This window comes from Mesorhizobium sp. M0898 (genome assembly GCF_040319695.1).
Lineage (GTDB): Bacteria > Pseudomonadota > Alphaproteobacteria > Rhizobiales > Rhizobiaceae > Mesorhizobium.
Genome location: NZ_JAMYOE010000002.1, coordinates 358,328 through 374,384 on the forward strand (window position 1 = coordinate 358,328; position 16,057 = coordinate 374,384).

Below are 16,057 nucleotides of genomic sequence, written 5' to 3' on the forward strand. Positions count from 1 at the left end.
GGGTGGGGGTCCAACTTCGTAAGAATCCAAATGCGATAGCCCTGCCCTCAAGGGGGAGATCGGCAGCTTTGTCGCCTCTCCTCGTCCTGCCACTTGTGAGATTGGCGAAGGCGGCTGAGTGCGCAATCTCCCCCCTTGAGGGGGAGATGGCCGGCAGGCCAGAGAGGGGTGGGCTCGGCCTTTGCCAGGTATTTCCTTCGATCTACGCCTGTCGTAGTGTCGGGTAGCGCGACATGCCTACGCGTCATCCGGCCGATCCCCGCGTCACTGCCGGCATCGTCGCGCTCGCCGCCATCGCGCTGCTGATCGGCGGTGCATTCGCCGGGCTCGTCGTCGAAGCCACACGCGACCTGTCCGGCGCCGCCTCCGCTTTCGATTCCTATCTCTTGCGCGTCGTCCGTTTCACGCTCTGGCAGGCTCTGCTGTCGACCCTGCTCTCCGTCGCACCGGCGCTGTTCGTCGCGCGCGCCCTGTCGCGGCATCCGCGTTTTTTCGGGCGAGGCTTCATCCTCCAGCTTTTCGCCGTGCCGCTGGCGCTGCCGGCCATTGTTGCCGCACTCGGTGTCTTGGCGCTCTATGGCCGCGCCGGCTATTTTGCCGGCACGCTCGGCGCGCTAGGCGGCCAGAGCTGGCCCGGCATCTATGGCCTGTCGGGCATACTCGTCGCCCATGTCTTCTTCAACCTGCCGCTGGCGGCGCGGCTGTTCCTGGAGGCGTTGCAGACCGTGCCGGCTAACCAATGGCGGCTGGCGAGCCAGCTTGGCATGGGTGCTGCGCCGGCCTTCCGGCTGATCGAATGGCCGCCGCTGCGTGCGGCCTTGCCGGGCGTTGCCGGGCTCGTTTTCATGCTGTGCATCACCTCCTTCACCATCGTGCTTACGCTCGGCGGCGGGCCGCGCGCGACGACGCTCGAGGTTGCCATCTACCAGGCGCTGCGTTTCGACTTCGACCCGGCGCGGGCGGTGACGCTGACCCTGCTGCAGATTGCCCTGACCTTCGTCGTCGTGCTGGCCTTGACGCGGCTTGGCGCCAATATGACCGGCGACGCCAATCTGCCGGTGGCGCCGCGCCGGTATTTTTCAGCCGGTGCGGCCGAGACCGTGCTGAACGCATTGGCGATCGGGCTCGCACTGCTATTTGTCGCCGGGCCGATGGCGGCCACGCTGGCGGCCGGGCTTGGCGCCGATCTCGGCCGCCTGGCCGGCGAGAGCGCGGTGCGGCAAGCGACGGCGACCAGTGCCGTGCTCTCCCTCCTGTCGGCGCTGCTCTCTGTGGCGTTGTCGCTGTCGCTGGTGATGGCGCGCCGGGCGCTGGCGCTCACCCGGCGGAGCGGCAGGAGGACGCTGCTCGAACACCTGGCCGACACCGGTGCGGGGTTCGTCCTGGTGGTGCCGCCCATCGTCATCGGTGCCGGCTGGTTCTTGCTCCTGCGCACCGTCGGCGATGTCTTTGCGATCGCCCCTGTCATGGTCGTTGCGGTCAATGCAGTGATGGCGATGCCGTTCGCCATCCGCGCCATCCGCCCTGCCTATGACGCGGCGAGCGAACGCCACGAACGGCTCTGCGCACAGCTTGGCATCTCGGGCTGGAACCGGTTGCGGCTGGTCGACTGGCCGTCGCTGCGGCGGCCGCTCGCCACCGGCTTCGCGTTCGCCATGGCGCTGTCGCTCGGCGATCTCGGCGTCATTGCGCTGTTCGGCAGCGATTCCGTGCAGACCTTGCCCTATCTGCTGCTGGCGCGCATGGGCAGTTACCGCACCGAGGATGCCGCCGGCCTGGCGCTGCTGCTCGGCCTTGTCTGCCTGGCGCTGGTGTTGGCCGCGGACTGGCTGGGAAGGAGGGAGAAATCATGATGCCGATCAGCCCGGAACGGTCCATTTCGGTGGAAAAAGGCGCGGCCGTGCGGCTCGATAATGTCTCGTTCAGCTATGGTGAAACGCCGCTTATATTCGATGTCGATTTCCCGGTGTCGGAAATCACCGCCATCATGGGGCCGAGCGGTTCGGGAAAGTCGACGCTGCTCAATCTGGTGGCCGGGTTCGAGACGCCGCGGTCGGGCCGCGTGCTGATCGGCGGCGCCGACGTCAGCACTGCGCCGCCATCAGCGCGGCCGGTATCGATGGTGTTCCAGGAAAACAACCTGTTTGCCCATCTGTCCCTCGAGCAGAATGTCGGGCTCGGCCGCTCGCCTTCGCTCAGGCTGAGCGAGGCTGACCGCGCCGCAATCGCCGCAGCGCTGAAGCGCGTCGGTCTTGCCGGCAAGGAAAGCCGGCTGCCGCGCGAACTCTCCGGCGGCGAGCGGCAGCGCGTCGCGCTCGCCCGGGTCCTGGTGCGCGACCGGCCGGTGCTGTTGCTCGACGAGCCGTTCGCTTCGCTCGGACCGGCACTGCGCGACGACATGCTCGACCTGGTGGCCGACGTCCATTCGGAGCAGCGCATGACGGTGCTATTCGTCACGCACCAGCCGGACGATGCGCGCCGTATCGGCCAAAACATGGTTTTCCTGGATGGTGGCACGGTTGCCGCGACGGGCACCGCGGCCGATTTTTTCGTCGGGTCTGGACCGGAGGCATTCCGACGCTATATCGGCTCGGGTCCGTTTGCGGCTGGATCACGAGATGTTGCCCGGAAGCGGACATAATTTATGGTCAAACCGGCGGAAGGCGAAGCGGCGCTTGCTTGCCATGGTCGAGGTAGTGTGGCTAGGTCCGCCAGGAGCTGGTCCGGCTTAGACCGTGATTTGCCCTTGCTGCCTCGTATCTGTCGGACGCACGAAGGACGCCATAGCACTTGACTTTGCGCGTGATGCTTTTCGGAAATCGCGCCCGATTTTCGCGGTCACGTGCCAGGACTTGAAAGGAAGCCGATCTGCCGACCGGCATCGACAATCGGAGGGTGAAACCGCTGGCGCGCTTTCTGGCGCTGGCCGGTCTTGCCGTGGCGCTGGCAAGCTGCCAGATGTTCACGCCTCCCGACGTGCAGGAATCGGGCTTCCAGCCCTCCGACAAGCCGATCACGGTCGACAATGTCGCCGCCAACAGCAAGCTCGCCCAACTGGCGAAGGCGCAGCACCCGCGCATCCTCGCCACCTATGGCGGCGAGTATTCCGACCCCAAGCTCGAGCGCATGGTGGCCAAGGTCGTCGGCAGACTGACCGTGGTGTCGGCCAACCCGACCCAGACCTACCGCATCACCATCCTCAACTCGCCCAACGTCAATGCCTTCGCGCTGCCGGGCGGTTATCTCTACATCACCCGCGGGCTGCTGGCGCTGGCCAACGATTCCGCCGAGCTGGCCGCCGTCATTGCGCATGAGATGGGCCACGTTACAGCCAACCACGGCCTGCAGCGCCAGCAGCTGGAAGCCGAGGAGGGGTTGGCGACCAAGGTTGTTTCGGATGTGCTCGGCGACAACCCGACGGCCAAGGCGGCGCTGATCCGCGGCAAGCTGAGGCTGGCCCAGTTCTCGCGCAATCAGGAGCTGGAGGCGGACGCCATCGGCATCAAGTCGATCGGCGAAGCCGGTTTCGACCCCTACGCCGCCGGCCGCTTCCTGCAGTCGATGTCGGCCTATACCGATTTCCGCTCGATCAGCGGCGCCACCGACGCCAGCCTCGACTTCCTGGCGACGCACCCCAACACGCCGCAGCGTATCGATCTCGCGCAGCGCCACGCCCGCCAGTTCGGCGCGCCCGGTGTCGGGTCGCGCGACCGCGATTCATTCCTTGCCGGCGTGGACGGGCTGCTTTACGGCGACACGCCGGAGGAAGGCTATGTGCGCGGCGAAACCTTCCTGCATCCTGGCCTCGGCGTGTCGTTCTCGGTGCCCAACGGCTTCATCATCGACAATTCGGCGGCGGCGGTGACGGCCACAGGCCCGGGCGACATGGCGATCCGCTTCGACGGCGTTTCGATCGACAAGAACCGCTCGCTGACCGACTACATCCGCAGCGGTTGGGTTGCCGGCCTCGACGACAGCAGCGTGCGCCAGGAGACGATCAACGGCAACGAAGCGGCAACCGCGCATGCCGGCGCCGATGGCTGGCAATTCGACATTGCGGTGATCCGCGCCGGCGGCCAGGTCTACCGCTTGCTGACTGCTGCGCCGTCGGCCAGCACCTCGCTGAGCACGGTGGCGCGCTCGGTCAGCGGCTCGTTCCGCATCCTGAGTGCTGCCGAGAAGGCAGCACTGAAGCCACTGCGTATCCGCATCGTCACGGTGCAGCCCGGCCAGACGATGGGCTCCCTGGCCGCACAGATGGTCGGCGTCGACCGCAAGCTGGATTTGTTCAGGGTGCTCAACGCGCTGTCGCCGGGTGCCGCGGTTTCGGCCGGCGACAAGGTGAAGATCGTCACCGACAAATAGCAGGCGACGCGATTCAGGCTGCGAGAAATTCCGGATTCTGCTTTACCAGCGCCGCCTTGAGCTTTTCCATGGCGCGCGCCTCGATCTGCCGGACACGTTCCTTGGAGATGCCGAGCGTCTCGCCGAGCGCTTCGAGCGTCGCGCCCTCGTCGCTCAGCCGGCGTTCCTCGATAATCCTGAGCTCGCGCGCATTGAGAGCGCCGAGTGCCGTCTTCAGCCACACCGAGCGGCGTTCGACGTCGATCGTATCGCCGACGACCTCATCGGGCAGCGGGTCATCCGAAACCAGGAACTCCATCCGCTCGGTTGCGCCCGCATCGTCGGCTAGCGGCGTGTTGAGCGAGCTGTCCGGCGCCGAAAGGCGGGAATCCATCATCGCCACATCGGCCTCCGATACCCCGAGAGCCGCCGACACTTCGCGGTAGAGCGTGGCATTCGACGTCTGCTCGGCGCCGTTTGCCAGGCGGGCGCGCAGACGCCGCAGGTTGAAGAACAGCGCCTTTTGCGCCGAGCTGGTGCCGCCGCGCACGATCGACCAGTTGCGCAGGATATAGTCCTGCATCGAGGCGCGAATCCACCAAGTCGCGTAGGTCGAGAACCGCACCTCGCGCTCGGGTTCGAAACGGGCCGCGGCCTCCAGCAGCCCGACATGGCCTTCCTGGATCAGGTCGCCCAGCGGAAGGCCGTAGTGGCGAAACCGCGACGCCATGGAAATGACCAGCCGCATATGCGCGACGGTGATGCGGTGCAGCGCGTGCTGGTCATTGTTTTCCTTCCAGCGCAGCGCCAGGAGATGCTCTTCGTCACGTTCCAGATAAGGGGCTTTCATCGCCGCGCGAACCATGGTCCGTCCTGCACTGTCTTCCATCATGCCGCGCTCCTGCTTCAGGCGTTGCGGTGCGATCGAATCGTGAGTTGGCGCCGATGGTTGAAATGGCGGCGCCGCGCCCTACAACAGCGAAGAACGTGCCATGCGGGGGAATGTTCCCCCGGACTGTCATGTCGATTGCGCTGTTCCAGGCGATTCGCCACCGGCCTTGACTCAGCCGGATGGCGCCGGAAGATGCTGGTTGAGAATTGGATTTCAAGGGCGCGGGATTTTTGAAATTCAGTTTCTTATTCTGGCATCGCGCATCTGTCATTTTCCGGCACTCGCAATGACGCCGGACACCGGCCAAGGACGGATCACAGAAAAATGAAATGGCTCAAATCGCTCATCATCGCCGGAACGCTGCAGGTTCTGGCCATCGCCGCCGGTCACGCCGGCGCCAATCTCGACCAGATCAAGCAGTCCGGCGTCTTCAAGGTCGGCACAGAAGGAACCTATGCGCCCTTCACCTATCATGATGCTTCCGGCGCGCTGGTCGGCTTCGACGTCGAGATCGCGCGGGCCATCGCCGAGCGCCTCGGCGTCAAAGCCCAGTTCCTCGAAGGCAAATGGGACGGGCTGATCGCCGGTCTCGATGCCAACCGCTACGATGCCGTCATCAACGAGGTCGGCATCACCGAGGCGCGCAAGGCCAAATATGCTTTCTCCGATCCCTACATCGCCTCCAAGGCGGTGCTGATCGTGCGCGGCGACAACACCGACATCAAGGGTTTCGCCGATCTCAAGGGCAAGAAGGCGGCGCAGTCGTTGACTTCGAACTTCGGCAAGCTGGCTGAAACCAACGGCGCCGAACTCGTCGGCACCGACGGCTTCGACCAGTCGATCCAGCTGCTTCTTACCGGCCGCGCCGACGCCACCATCAACGACAGCCTGTCCTTCCTCGACTTCAAGAAGCACAAGCCCGACGCCAATGTGAAGATTGCCGCCCAGGAAGAAAACGCCGACTATTCCGGCGTCATCGTGCGCAAGGGCGATCCGGAACTGGTGGCCGCCATCAATAAGGCGCTGGCCGACATCAAGGCCGACGGCACCTACAAGAAAATCGCCGACACCTATTTCGGCCAGGACGTTTCGAAGTAAAACGGCTTTCTCGTGTGGGCCGAATGCCGGCCCGCGTCGTTCGTATCGCGGCGAGCTGTCTTTCGACGGCCCGCCGCTTTCGCGTGATATGAGCGACGGCAATCTGGCAAGGAGGAGCCTTCGTGCCGCACTGGCTGCAATTGATGCTGGAATCCCTGCCTACGCTGCTGTGGGCTGCACTGATCTTCACCGTGCCGTTGACGCTGCTGTCGTTTGCATTCGGTCTTGTCCTAGGACTGGTTGTAGCGCTTGTCCGGCTGTTCGGTCCCAAACCGCTGGTCGCCGTGGTCCGCTTCTACGTCTGGATATTCCGCGGCACGCCGCTTCTCGTGCAACTGTTCCTTATCTTCTACGGCCTGCCATCGGTCGGCATCCTGCTCGACGCCTTTCCAGCAGCACTGATCGGCTTCACCTTGAACATCGGTGCTTATTCGTCGGAAATCATCCGCGCCGTCATCGGTTCGGTGCCCAAGGGCCAGTGGGAAGCGGCCTATTCGATCGGCATGACCTGGGCCCAGGCAATGCGGCGCACCATTCTTCCACAGGCGGGCCGCGTCGCCGTGCCGCCGCTGTCCAACACCTTCATCTCGCTGGTCAAGGACACTTCGCTCGCCGCCGCCATCACGGTGCCGGAGATGTTCCAGGCAGCGCAGCGCATCGTCGCCACCACCTATGAGCCGCTGATCCTCTATGTCGAGGCAGCGGCCCTCTATCTGATCATGAGCTCCGTGCTGTCGGCCTTGCAGGCGCGGCTGGAAACGCGGCTCAACCGTTATGGCGGCTTCCTGGAGGCGCGCGCATGATCGGCCTCACCAACATCGAAAAGCGTTTCGGCGACAATCTTGTGCTGAAGGGCGTGACCGTCACCATCGAGGAAGGCAGCGTTACGGCGCTTGTCGGACCGTCGGGCGGAGGGAAGAGCACGCTTTTGCGCTGCATCAACCTGCTCGAGCTCCCGACTTCAGGCACGGTACGGATCGGCGACGATGCACTCGAATTCCGCCCCGGCGGCAGGGTCTCGACCAGGGATATCCAGCGGCTGCGGCTGCAGACCGGCATGGTGTTCCAGAATTTCCAGCTGTTTCCGCATCGCACCGCGATCGAGAACATCATGGAGGGGCTGGTGACGGTGCTGAGATGGCCCAAGAAGAGGGCGCGCGAACGGGCGCTGGCCCTGCTCGAAAAGGTCGGCATGGCGCACAAGGCCGATGCCTGGCCGGCGACGCTGTCAGGTGGCCAGCAGCAGCGCGTGGCGATTGCCCGGGCTCTGGCGCCTTCGCCGAAAGTCCTGCTCTGCGACGAGCCGACCTCGGCACTCGATCCGGAACTGGCGCAGGAGGTGGTCGATGTGCTCGGCAAGCTCGCCAGCGAGGGCACGACCATGGTGATGGCGACGCATGATCTGCGGCTCGCCTCCAAGATCGCGCGGGAAGTGGTGTTCCTCGATGCCGGCAACATCGTCGAACAAGGGCCGGCCGCGGTGCTGTTCAGCAATCCGGAGCGCCAGCGGACCAAGCGGTTCATCGCCACGCTGAAGCACGAGGCGGAAAGGGAAGGCGGCGGCGAAGGTTAGATATGCCTCGTCGCCGGTCAGCTAAGACAAAAAAACCCGGCGCAAGGCCGGGTTTTTTGTGAATTCGAAGACGAGAAAAGCTCAGGCGGCTTCTTCCTGCTCGGCTTCCTCGTTGTCGGCCTTGGCGCCGCGCTTGGGACCCTTGTTGAGGTTCACCTCGATGAGGCGGACCGCTTCGGTCTCCGACATTCGGTTGACGGCCGCGATCTCGCGGGCCATGCGGTCGAGGGCCGCCTCGTAGAGCTGGCGCTCGGAATAGGACTGCTCCGGCTGGTTATCGGCGCGGTAAAGGTCGCGCACCACTTCCGAGATCGAGATCAGATCGCCGGAGTTGATCTTGGCATCATATTCCTGGGCACGGCGTGACCACATGGTGCGCTTGACGCGGGCGCGGCCCTGCACGACCTTCAGCGCGCGCTCGACATAATCCTCTTCCGACAGCTTGCGCATGCCGATCGAGGTCGCCTTGGCGACCGGCACCTTGAGGCGCATCTTGTCCTTCTGGAAGTCGATGACGAACAGCTCCAGCTTGTGGCCCGCGACTTCCTGCTCATCAATCGAGACGATCTGGCCGACACCATGCGCCGGATAAACGATGTATTCGCCGGTCTTGAAACCGTGGCGCGCTGCGGTGGACTTCTTCTGCGGGGTGATCGTTGCCATTACGCCCTGAACTCCTTGTTGTGGTACCGGCATCGTGCCGGCCCGAACTCGTGCGACCGGGGTGACCGGTCCTTAGCCACACAACGATGAACTCACCGGAAAGGCCAGGACCGGCAAATCGCAACATTGCGACCGCCTGCCCCAGATCGCTCTGGTCCGGATTGAGAAATTCACCTTTCAGTGATTTGGGGCGTTTGCGCCATAAATCGACGTTGTGTCACCGGCATGTTTGGCTCATATAGCACAAAAAGTCGGAAGAATCAAGGTTTTGCTGCACGCGCGAAGGCCGCGCGCCGTCGCCGCCTGTCAAGGCAGTTAATGTATCACGTCTGTTACGCGGCGTCAGGCCGCCGCAGCCGGCAGGCTCGTCAGTCGCCTTCGCCGGGCTCCGGGGAGAAATATTTCTCGAACTTGCCAGTTTCGCCATCGAAATTTTTAGCGTCGGCCGGCGGCTCCTTCTTGGCGGTGATGTTGGGCCATTTCTCGGCATATTCGGTGTTGATCTGCAGCCATTTGTCGAGACCCGACTCGGTGTCGGGCTTGATTGCGTCGGCCGGGCATTCCGGTTCGCAGACACCGCAATCGATGCACTCGTCCGGGTGGATGACGAGCATGTTCTCACCTTCGTAGAAGCAGTCGACCGGACAGACCTCGATGCAGTCCATGTATTTGCATTTTATGCAATTGTCGGTCACGACATAGGTCATTGGTCGGCTCCGGGACGTCCCATTTTATTGGGCTTTTTTGGTGAGGTAACGCCTTTGTCCGCTGGTGGCAAGGGCGGCCCCTGCCAGCGGTGCCGCGGTTTCCGGAATGGAATTCCGGAAGGCCGGCAAAGCGGGCGTTCGACCTTGCTCAATCGTCGCCGAGCAGGTGGTCGGTCTGGCGGCGTTCCTTCTTCGTCGGGCGACCGCTGCCGGCCTCGCGCAACGGCGGCACCGCATCCGGAAGCGCCTCGCCCTTGGGCGCGGGGGGCGGCGACATGTCCTCGTAGAGCAGGCGGGCCTCTTCGGCTGGGCCACGCCGTACGCCGGTGCCAAGGACTTTCCAGACGAAGATCCGCCGCTCCAGCGTGATGGTCAAAACGTCGCCCGGCCGGACCGTGTCGGAGGCCTGCGCTGCTTTGTCGCGATTGATGCGGACACGTCCGGCGACGACCAGCCTGGCTCCCAGCGTGCGCGATTTTACCGCGCGCGAGAAGAACAACCACTTGTCGATGCGCTGGCGGGCATCAGTGACCATTGGACGAGCAGCTTACTTCTTCAGCTGGTCGCGCAACGCGGCGAGCTTGGCGAAGGGCGAGTCCGGGTCGAAGCGGACGGGGCGTTCCTCACGCGGCTTTGGCTGGAAGGCGGGTTTTGCGCCTTGGGCGCCGCCTTTGCCGTCCTGCCGGCCAGCCTTCCAGTCGGGCCGGTTTTCGCGCCGGTCCGGGCGTTCACCTTGCGGCTTGCCGGCGCGCTGCTCTGCCGCCTCGCCTTGCGGCCTGGGCTTGAACTTGCTGCGATCGAAGCGTGGCTTGCCGGCGCCGTCGCGCTGGTCGTGGCGCCCCTGACGGGCGGGCCGGTCGCCCGGCGTCGCTTGCCCGCCGGCATCTGTCGGCGCATCGCTGCGGCTGTCCGGCGCAGCTTGACCACTGCGCGCGCGATTGTCCCGATGATTGTCCCGGGGGCGGTTGTCATGCTGGCGATGACGCGGGCGCTGGTCGAAACGACCCTGCCGCCACAACAGGACAGGTTTTGGCTCCTCGGCTTCTGGAGCAGCTTCGCCGGAGACGGCTTCCGTCGTTGCTGCAGGTTCGGCCGGCGATGCTTCCGTAGTTTCGAGAACCGGCGGCTCTGCCGGTGCCGCAGCCTCAGTTTCCGCCCCAGGTTCCGCCGTTGGCTCGGCCGCTGGTTCCGCAGGCGCTTCAGCAGTCGCCTCCGCGGCGGGCCGGGTCTCTAGCGTGACTTCTGCCGCAGCTTCAGGGGCTGGAGCTTCCGCGACAGGCTCTGCCGTCGCTTCGGTCACAGCTTCGGCTGCCGCCTCCGCAACAGGAGCCGCATCCGACACAGGTTCCGAAGCCTCCGCCGGCGGCTCTGCCGCGGCAGATGCTTCCGCCATCCTCGCCTGCTCGACTCGCGCAGCCTCTTCCGCCGCCTGCTTTGCAGCGGCAGCTTCACGCGCGGCATTGTCCTGTGCTTCGAGCCGCGCCTTGACCTCGGCCGCCGGTTTGGCATCGGCGCGATAGCCGAGTCCCTTCAGGATTTCCTCCATGTCGTCGGCGGTGGCGCCGAGAATCGACATCATCGGCGGCGTCACCATGAAGGACTGGCCGTCATAGGCGCCGTCGGGGCGAGGGCCGAGGCCCGGCTTCCAGTTGGTCGCCGGCCGGATCAGGTCGGCCAGCCGTTCGAGAATATCGACGCGTACAGCACGCCGGCCAAGATTGCGGTAGCCGGCAAGCTTGTAGAAGGTCTTGTCGAAGGTCGGATCGATGACCACCGAGGTGCGGCCGGAGGCCAGTGCGTGAACGACATCGCCGAAGCCGGGCTTGTCCTTGCCGTCGTTTCTCAGCGCCCACAGCAGCGTTATCAGCCCGGCCGGCGCCGGTTTGATCAGCGCCGGCACGAAGACATGGTAGGCGCCGAAGCGCACTCCGAGACGGCGAAGCGCCGCGCGGCCTTCCTGGTCGAGCGACTTCATCTCGTCGGCGATGTCGCGACGGTTGATGAGGCCGAAATGCTCGACAAGCTGGAAAGCGATGCCGCGGCCGATGCCGGTGATCTGCTCGGCATTCTTGAGATCGACCAGCGGCTTCAGCAGGGATTCGATCTGGAAGTTGACGAAGCGCTCGGCGCGCGCCGCAACCTTGTCGCGTGCCGGGCCGGTAAGTTGCTCGTCGGCCAGCAGAACCAGACGCGGCTTCAAAGCGTCTTCGCCGGCGACCAGCGTGCCGATCGGCGCGCCGATCCAGCGCAGCGTGCCATCCGAACCCAGCGCGATGTCGCCATTGGCCGAGGCGCCGAAGCGCTCGGCCCGCGCCTCGAACTCGGCGGCAAGCGCCTTCTGCGCCGCCGCCCGCACCGCCTTGGCGTCTTCGCCGCCGGCGCTCTGGTCGGCGGTGAAGCGGAAACCTTGCAACTCGCCGACGTGATGGCCTTCGACGAGGACGGTTCCGGTTGGGCTGATTTCGGCTTCAGGCATCGTGTTTTCTCTAAGGCGCCGCATGAGGACGGAAGTCCTGCGGTCTACAAAACGTTTCGTCAACCGCTCATGCAGCGCATCCGACAATCTGTCTTCGATTTCGCGCGTCTTTTCCTGCCAGTGTGCCCGATCGGCCAGCCAGCCGGGCCGGTTGGAAACGAAGGTCCATGTGCGGATCTGGGCAATCCTGTGCGACAGCGTGTCGATGTCGCCTTCGGTTGTGTCGGCACGGCGCACCTGCTCGGCCATGTAGTTCTCGTCGACATGGCCATGCCTGGCAAGGTCCATGTAGATGGAGGCGATCAAGTCGGCGTGCTGGGCCGGCGCGATCTTCCTGTAGTCGGGCAGCGCGCAGGCTTCCCAAAGCAGCGCCACGCGCCTGGCATCGGTGGTGAGTGCCCGCACGTCCTCGTCGCGCGACAGATGCTCGAGCGCCTGCGCGTCCACGGCCGGCAGCGCGCGCGTCAGGCCTTCGACCGGGGCGTTGGTCTCGATCGAGCGCTTCAGCGCATCGAGGCTGGCGAAATCGAAATGCGCGGTACGCCACTGCAGCACTTTCACCGGATCGAAATCATGCGCCTCGATCTTGTTGACCAGTTCATCATCCAGCGGATCGACCTGGCCGGTGACGCCGAAGGTGCCATCGCGCAGATGCCGGCCGGCGCGGCCGGCAATCTGGCCGAGCTCGGCCGCCGTCAGGTTGCGGTACTGGTAGCCGTCGAATTTGCGGTTCTGGGCGAAGGCGACGTGGTCGAGGTCGAGGTTGAGGCCCATGCCGATGGCGTCGGTGGCGACGAGGTAGTCGACGTCGCCCGACTGGAACAGCGCCACCTGGGCGTTGCGGGTGCGCGGGCTGAGTGCGCCGAGCACGACGGCGGCACCGCCCTGCTGGCGGCGGATCAGCTCGGCGATGGCATAGACCTCGTCGGCCGAAAAGGCGACGATCGCCGTGCGCCGCGGCAGGCGGGTCAGCTTCTTCGAGCCGGCATAGGCAAGATGCGACAGGCGTGGCCGGGTCACCACCGACACGCCCCGCAGCAGGCGCTGCAGGATGCCGTGCATGGTGGCCGCGCCCAGCAGCAGCGTCTCCTGCCGGCCGCGCAGATGCAGGATGCGATCGGTAAAGATGTGGCCGCGTTCGAGATCGCCGGCGAGCTGGACCTCGTCGATGGCAACGAAGGCGGCGTCGGTCTCGCGCGGCATCGCTTCCACGGTGCAGACCGAGTATTTCGCGCCAGCCGGCTGGATCTTTTCCTCGCCGGTGATGAGCGCCACCTTATGGGCGCCGACCTTCTCGCAGACGCGCGTATAGACCTCGCGGGCAAGCAGCCTGAGCGGCAGGCCGATGACGCCGCTTTCGTGCGCCACCATGCGTTCGATGGCGAGATGGGTCTTGCCGGTGTTGGTCGGGCCGAGCACGGCCGTCACGTCTCGACCCGACAGGATCAGCGGTTCAGTGTGTTTCGGATGGATGTTCATCGGCCTGGAAATAAGGCTCTCTGCCTCGCATTGTCGGGAGCGCGCCCATATTGGCCGCGTATGACAGGCGACACATAGGGATTTCGGGCGCGAAGCGAAAGCGGAATATGCCGAGGGCAGGCCGATTGATTGGTTCGAAGCCAGAAAATCTGTTCCCGATTAACAGTTGGAACGAGTCTGGAACGAATCAGCGACGAATCACTGACTCGCGCTGATTCAGGGTTTGTTCACGGCTACATCTGGGTTTTCTGCCGGCGTATCTCACCACATGCTGAATCACGGAAACTGGCCCGATTTATGCAAGCGGCATCCAAGCGAGCACTGCGGTTAACCTTTTGCCGGCGAATGGTCGTGGCCGGCCAATCTGCTTCGCACAACGTTATGAAATTATTGATGTTTCCTAACGCGCTTTAATCATTTCGCGGGTGTTTTCAGCTCTCGCCGTTAACGTTCCGCTCAAAGCCGGAACGAATCGGCGACGAATCAGAGATAGCCGAAGTTTCTTGGTTTGTTCACCGCAACATGTTGTGTTGTGAACAGCTTTTCCACCGAGAATCCACAGGCTGCCGGGCGGCTTTTGCACAAGCTGCGAGTTTGCCGTTAACCTTTGCGTGCCGGATTGGGGCAGCGTGCTGCATCGAGATCTTGCAACGGGAAGACCGCTATAGAAACGGGCCGTTTTGCAGGCCCGTTCGTCCAAGCGCGGATCTGTCTCAACGTAAAGACAAACGATCAGGCGACGTACTGGCCGCCATTGGCTGATATGGTCGAGCCGGTGATGAAACCGGCATCGTCGGAAGCGAGGAAGACGACGCAGCGCGCGATCTCCTCCGGCTCGCCGAGACGGCCGACCGGGATGTGCGGGATGACGCGCTCGTTGAGGACCTTCTCGTCCATTGCCTTGACCATCTCGGTGGCGATGTAGCCGGGGCAAATGACGTTGACGGTGATGCCGGCGCGCGCGCCTTCCTGGGCCAGTGCCTTGGTGAAGCCGATATCGCCGGCCTTCGAGGCCGAATAATTAACCTGGCCGACCTGGCCTTTCTGACCGTTGATCGAGGAGATGGTGATGATGCGACCGAACTTGCGGTCGCGCATGCCGCCCCACAATGGATGCGTCATGTTGAAGACGCCGGAAAGGTTGGTGTCGAGGACCTCTTTCCATTGCTCGCGGGTCATCTTGTGGAACATCGCGTCGCGAGTGATGCCGGCATTGTTGACCAGCACCGAGACGGGACCGAGATCGGCTTCGATCTGTTTGATGCCGGCGGCGCAGGCCTCGTAGTCGGCGACCGACCATTTATAGACCGGGATGCCGGTCGCGGCCTTGAACTTTGCCGCCGCTTCTTCATTGCCGGCGTAGTTTGCGGCGACCGAATAGCCGGCGCTTTTCAAGGCGACCGATATCGCCGCGCCGATGCCGCGCGACCCGCCTGTGACGATTGCTACCTTTGTCATATGTCCTCCCGGGAAATGCAGATGACTGAGCGTTGAAGCGGTGGGGTTTGCCCTCTATTCCCTACTCGCTTTGCGCCAGCATCCTATTCGTATCGCTTATCTCATCACAATGCTTCCACGCACATGGCAACACCCATGCCGCCGCCGATGCACAGCGTGGCAAGGCCTTTCTTGGCACTTCTGCGGCGCATCTCGTAGACCAGCGTGTTGAAGATGCGGGCGCCCGAGGCGCCGACCGGATGGCCGATGGCGATGGCGCCGCCATTGACGTTGACGATGGCCGGATCCCAGCCCATGTCCTTGTTGACGGCGCAGGCCTGCGCGGCAAAGGCTTCGTTGGCTTCGACCAGATCGAGGTCGCCAACCGACCAGCCGGCCTTGGCCAGCGCCTTGCGCGAGGAGGGGATCGGTCCCGTCCCCATGATCTGCGGGTCGACACCGGCGGTCGCCCAGGAAACGATGCGCACCAGCGGTGTGATGCCGCGCCTTGCGGCTTCCGCTTCGGTCATCAGCACCACGGCGGCGGCGCCGTCGTTGATGCCGGAAGCATTGGCAGCAGTTACCGTGCCTTCCTTGTCGAAGGCGGGCCTGAGCTTGGTCATGGCATCGATTGTCGCGCCGTGGCGGATGTATTCATCCTGGTCGACGACGGTGTCGCCCTTCCTGCCCTTGACTGTAAAGGCAACGATCTCGTCCTTGAATTTCCCGGCTTTCTGCGCGGCCTCGGCCTTGTTCTGGGAAGCCAGTGCGAACTGGTCCTGGTCGTCGCGGGTGATCTGGAACTGGCGGGCGACGTTCTCAGCGGTGTTGCCCATATGATAGCCATAGAAGGCATCGGTCAGGCCGTCCTTGATCATGGTGTCGATCAGCTTGAAATCGCCCATCTTGACGCCACCGCGCAGATGCTGTGCATGCGGAGCCATCGACATCGATTCCTGGCCGCCGGCAACGATGATCCTCGCGTCGCCCTGGGCGATCTGCTGCATGCCGAGCGCGATGGCGCGCAAGCCCGAGCCGCAGAGCTGGTTCAGGCCCCAGGAGGTCGCCTCCTGCGGTACGCCGGCAGCCATTGCCGCCTGCCGCGCCGGGTTCTGCCCTTGAGCCGCGGTCAGAATCTGGCCGAGAATGACCTCGTCCACCTCCTTGCCGTCGACGCCGGCACGGACCAGCGCTTCCCTGACGGCGACGGCACCCAATTCATGGGCTGGGGTGTTGGCGAAGGCGCCGTTGAAGGAGCCGACGGGCGTGCGCGCTGCACTGGCGACAACGATGGCGTTGGAAGCGGACATGTTCTTCTCCAGGCTTTCGGGGAACGATTTCGGGTGTCGTCGGGGACTTTTCTTGCCCTTTCCACAACCCGAGTCAAA

General features: G+C 64.2%; 13 protein-coding genes. 6 read left to right on the plus strand and 7 right to left on the minus strand.

Features of this window, described 5'->3' with window-relative positions; all coding sequences use genetic code 11:
- Positions 1–233 precede the first annotated feature (233 nt).
- The 3 genes from thiP to NKH90_RS04805 all read left to right on the plus strand — a co-directional run bounded on the left by thiP (position 234) and on the right by NKH90_RS04805 (position 4,365).
- Positions 234–1,853, plus strand: coding sequence for a thiamine/thiamine pyrophosphate ABC transporter permease (gene thiP / locus NKH90_RS04795; RefSeq protein ID WP_352817681.1), 1,620 nt, complete (start codon positions 234–236; stop codon positions 1,851–1,853).
- Positions 1,850–2,641 (plus strand): thiamine ABC transporter ATP-binding protein, encoded by a 792-nt coding sequence (thiQ, locus tag NKH90_RS04800; protein WP_352817684.1) that lies wholly within the window; start codon positions 1,850–1,852, stop codon positions 2,639–2,641. The genes thiP and thiQ overlap by 4 nt, the downstream gene beginning before the upstream one ends.
- A 254-nt stretch (positions 2,642–2,895) precedes the next feature.
- The gene (locus NKH90_RS04805) at positions 2,896–4,365 is read left to right on the plus strand and encodes a M48 family metalloprotease (RefSeq protein ID WP_352817687.1); all 1,470 of its coding nucleotides are present in this window, start codon (positions 2,896–2,898) and stop codon (positions 4,363–4,365) included.
- 13 nt (positions 4,366–4,378) lie between these two features.
- Here NKH90_RS04805 and NKH90_RS04810 read toward each other — a convergent pair whose 3' ends face one another.
- Positions 4,379–5,236, minus strand: coding sequence for an RNA polymerase factor sigma-32 (locus tag NKH90_RS04810; RefSeq protein ID WP_254816490.1), 858 nt, complete (start codon positions 5,234–5,236; stop codon positions 4,379–4,381).
- 324 nt (positions 5,237–5,560) lie between these two features.
- On the opposite strand from NKH90_RS04810, the gene NKH90_RS04815 reads away from it, so the two are divergent.
- The 3 genes from NKH90_RS04815 (at position 5,561) to NKH90_RS04825 (ending at position 7,907) form a co-directional block, all read left to right on the plus strand.
- A complete protein-coding gene (locus NKH90_RS04815; RefSeq protein ID WP_352768306.1) occupies positions 5,561–6,334 on the plus strand; it encodes an amino acid ABC transporter substrate-binding protein in 774 nt (257 codons plus the stop codon).
- Positions 6,335–6,456: 122 nt separating this feature from the next.
- Positions 6,457–7,137, plus strand: a complete 681-nt coding sequence (locus NKH90_RS04820; protein ID WP_352471183.1) for an ABC transporter permease subunit — start codon at positions 6,457–6,459, stop codon at positions 7,135–7,137.
- Complete coding sequence (locus NKH90_RS04825; RefSeq protein ID WP_352817690.1) at positions 7,134–7,907, plus strand: amino acid ABC transporter ATP-binding protein; 774 nt, start codon at positions 7,134–7,136, stop codon at positions 7,905–7,907. Before NKH90_RS04820 ends, NKH90_RS04825 begins: the two co-directional genes overlap by 4 nt.
- A gap of 81 nt (positions 7,908–7,988) precedes the next feature.
- Here NKH90_RS04825 and NKH90_RS04830 read toward each other — a convergent pair whose 3' ends face one another.
- The 6 genes from NKH90_RS04830 to NKH90_RS04855 all read right to left on the minus strand — a co-directional run bounded on the left by NKH90_RS04830 (position 7,989) and on the right by NKH90_RS04855 (position 15,979).
- On the minus strand, positions 7,989–8,570 hold the full coding sequence (locus NKH90_RS04830) for a CarD family transcriptional regulator (protein WP_006327799.1): 582 nt from the start codon (positions 8,568–8,570) through the stop codon (positions 7,989–7,991).
- 368 nt (positions 8,571–8,938) lie between these two features.
- Positions 8,939–9,277, minus strand: a complete 339-nt coding sequence (gene fdxA, locus NKH90_RS04835; protein WP_292664799.1) for a ferredoxin FdxA — start codon at positions 9,275–9,277, stop codon at positions 8,939–8,941.
- A 148-nt stretch (positions 9,278–9,425) separates the two neighbouring features.
- Positions 9,426–9,812 carry an RNA-binding S4 domain-containing protein gene (locus NKH90_RS04840; RefSeq protein ID WP_352817691.1) on the minus strand — a complete coding sequence of 129 codons (387 nt, stop codon included), beginning with the start codon at positions 9,810–9,812 and terminating at the stop codon, positions 9,426–9,428.
- 12 nt (positions 9,813–9,824) lie between these two features.
- Complete coding sequence (locus tag NKH90_RS04845) at positions 9,825–13,232, minus strand: helicase-related protein (RefSeq protein WP_352817695.1); 3,408 nt, start codon at positions 13,230–13,232, stop codon at positions 9,825–9,827.
- Positions 13,233–13,964: 732 nt separating this feature from the next.
- Positions 13,965–14,690, minus strand: coding sequence for an acetoacetyl-CoA reductase (gene phbB / locus NKH90_RS04850; RefSeq protein WP_352767641.1), 726 nt, complete (start codon positions 14,688–14,690; stop codon positions 13,965–13,967).
- A 104-nt stretch (positions 14,691–14,794) separates the two neighbouring features.
- Positions 14,795–15,979, minus strand: a complete 1,185-nt coding sequence (locus NKH90_RS04855) for an acetyl-CoA C-acetyltransferase (protein ID WP_352817698.1) — start codon at positions 15,977–15,979, stop codon at positions 14,795–14,797.
- Positions 15,980–16,057: the final 78 nt, after the last annotated feature.

What these genes read in the sequence shown, in the direction of transcription:
- thiP (WP_352817681.1), top strand. Translation starts at nt 234, where the DNA reads ATGCCTACGCGTCATCCGGCCGATCCCCGCGTCACTGCCGGCATCGTC.
- thiQ (WP_352817684.1), top strand. Translation starts at nt 1,850, where the DNA reads ATGATGCCGATCAGCCCGGAACGGTCCATTTCGGTGGAAAAAGGCGCG.
- NKH90_RS04810 (WP_254816490.1), bottom strand. Translation starts at nt 5,236, where the DNA reads ATGATGGAAGACAGTGCAGGACGGACCATGGTTCGCGCGGCGATGAAA.
- NKH90_RS04815 (WP_352768306.1), top strand. Translation starts at nt 5,561, where the DNA reads ATGAAATGGCTCAAATCGCTCATCATCGCCGGAACGCTGCAGGTTCTG.
- NKH90_RS04825 (WP_352817690.1), top strand. Translation starts at nt 7,134, where the DNA reads ATGATCGGCCTCACCAACATCGAAAAGCGTTTCGGCGACAATCTTGTG.
- NKH90_RS04830 (WP_006327799.1), bottom strand. Translation starts at nt 8,570, where the DNA reads ATGGCAACGATCACCCCGCAGAAGAAGTCCACCGCAGCGCGCCACGGT.
- fdxA (WP_292664799.1), bottom strand. Translation starts at nt 9,277, where the DNA reads ATGACCTATGTCGTGACCGACAATTGCATAAAATGCAAATACATGGAC.
- NKH90_RS04840 (WP_352817691.1), bottom strand. Translation starts at nt 9,812, where the DNA reads ATGGTCACTGATGCCCGCCAGCGCATCGACAAGTGGTTGTTCTTCTCG.
- NKH90_RS04845 (WP_352817695.1), bottom strand. Translation starts at nt 13,232, where the DNA reads ATGAACATCCATCCGAAACACACTGAACCGCTGATCCTGTCGGGTCGA.
- phbB (WP_352767641.1), bottom strand. Translation starts at nt 14,690, where the DNA reads ATGACAAAGGTAGCAATCGTCACAGGCGGGTCGCGCGGCATCGGCGCG.
- NKH90_RS04855 (WP_352817698.1), bottom strand. Translation starts at nt 15,979, where the DNA reads ATGTCCGCTTCCAACGCCATCGTTGTCGCCAGTGCAGCGCGCACGCCC.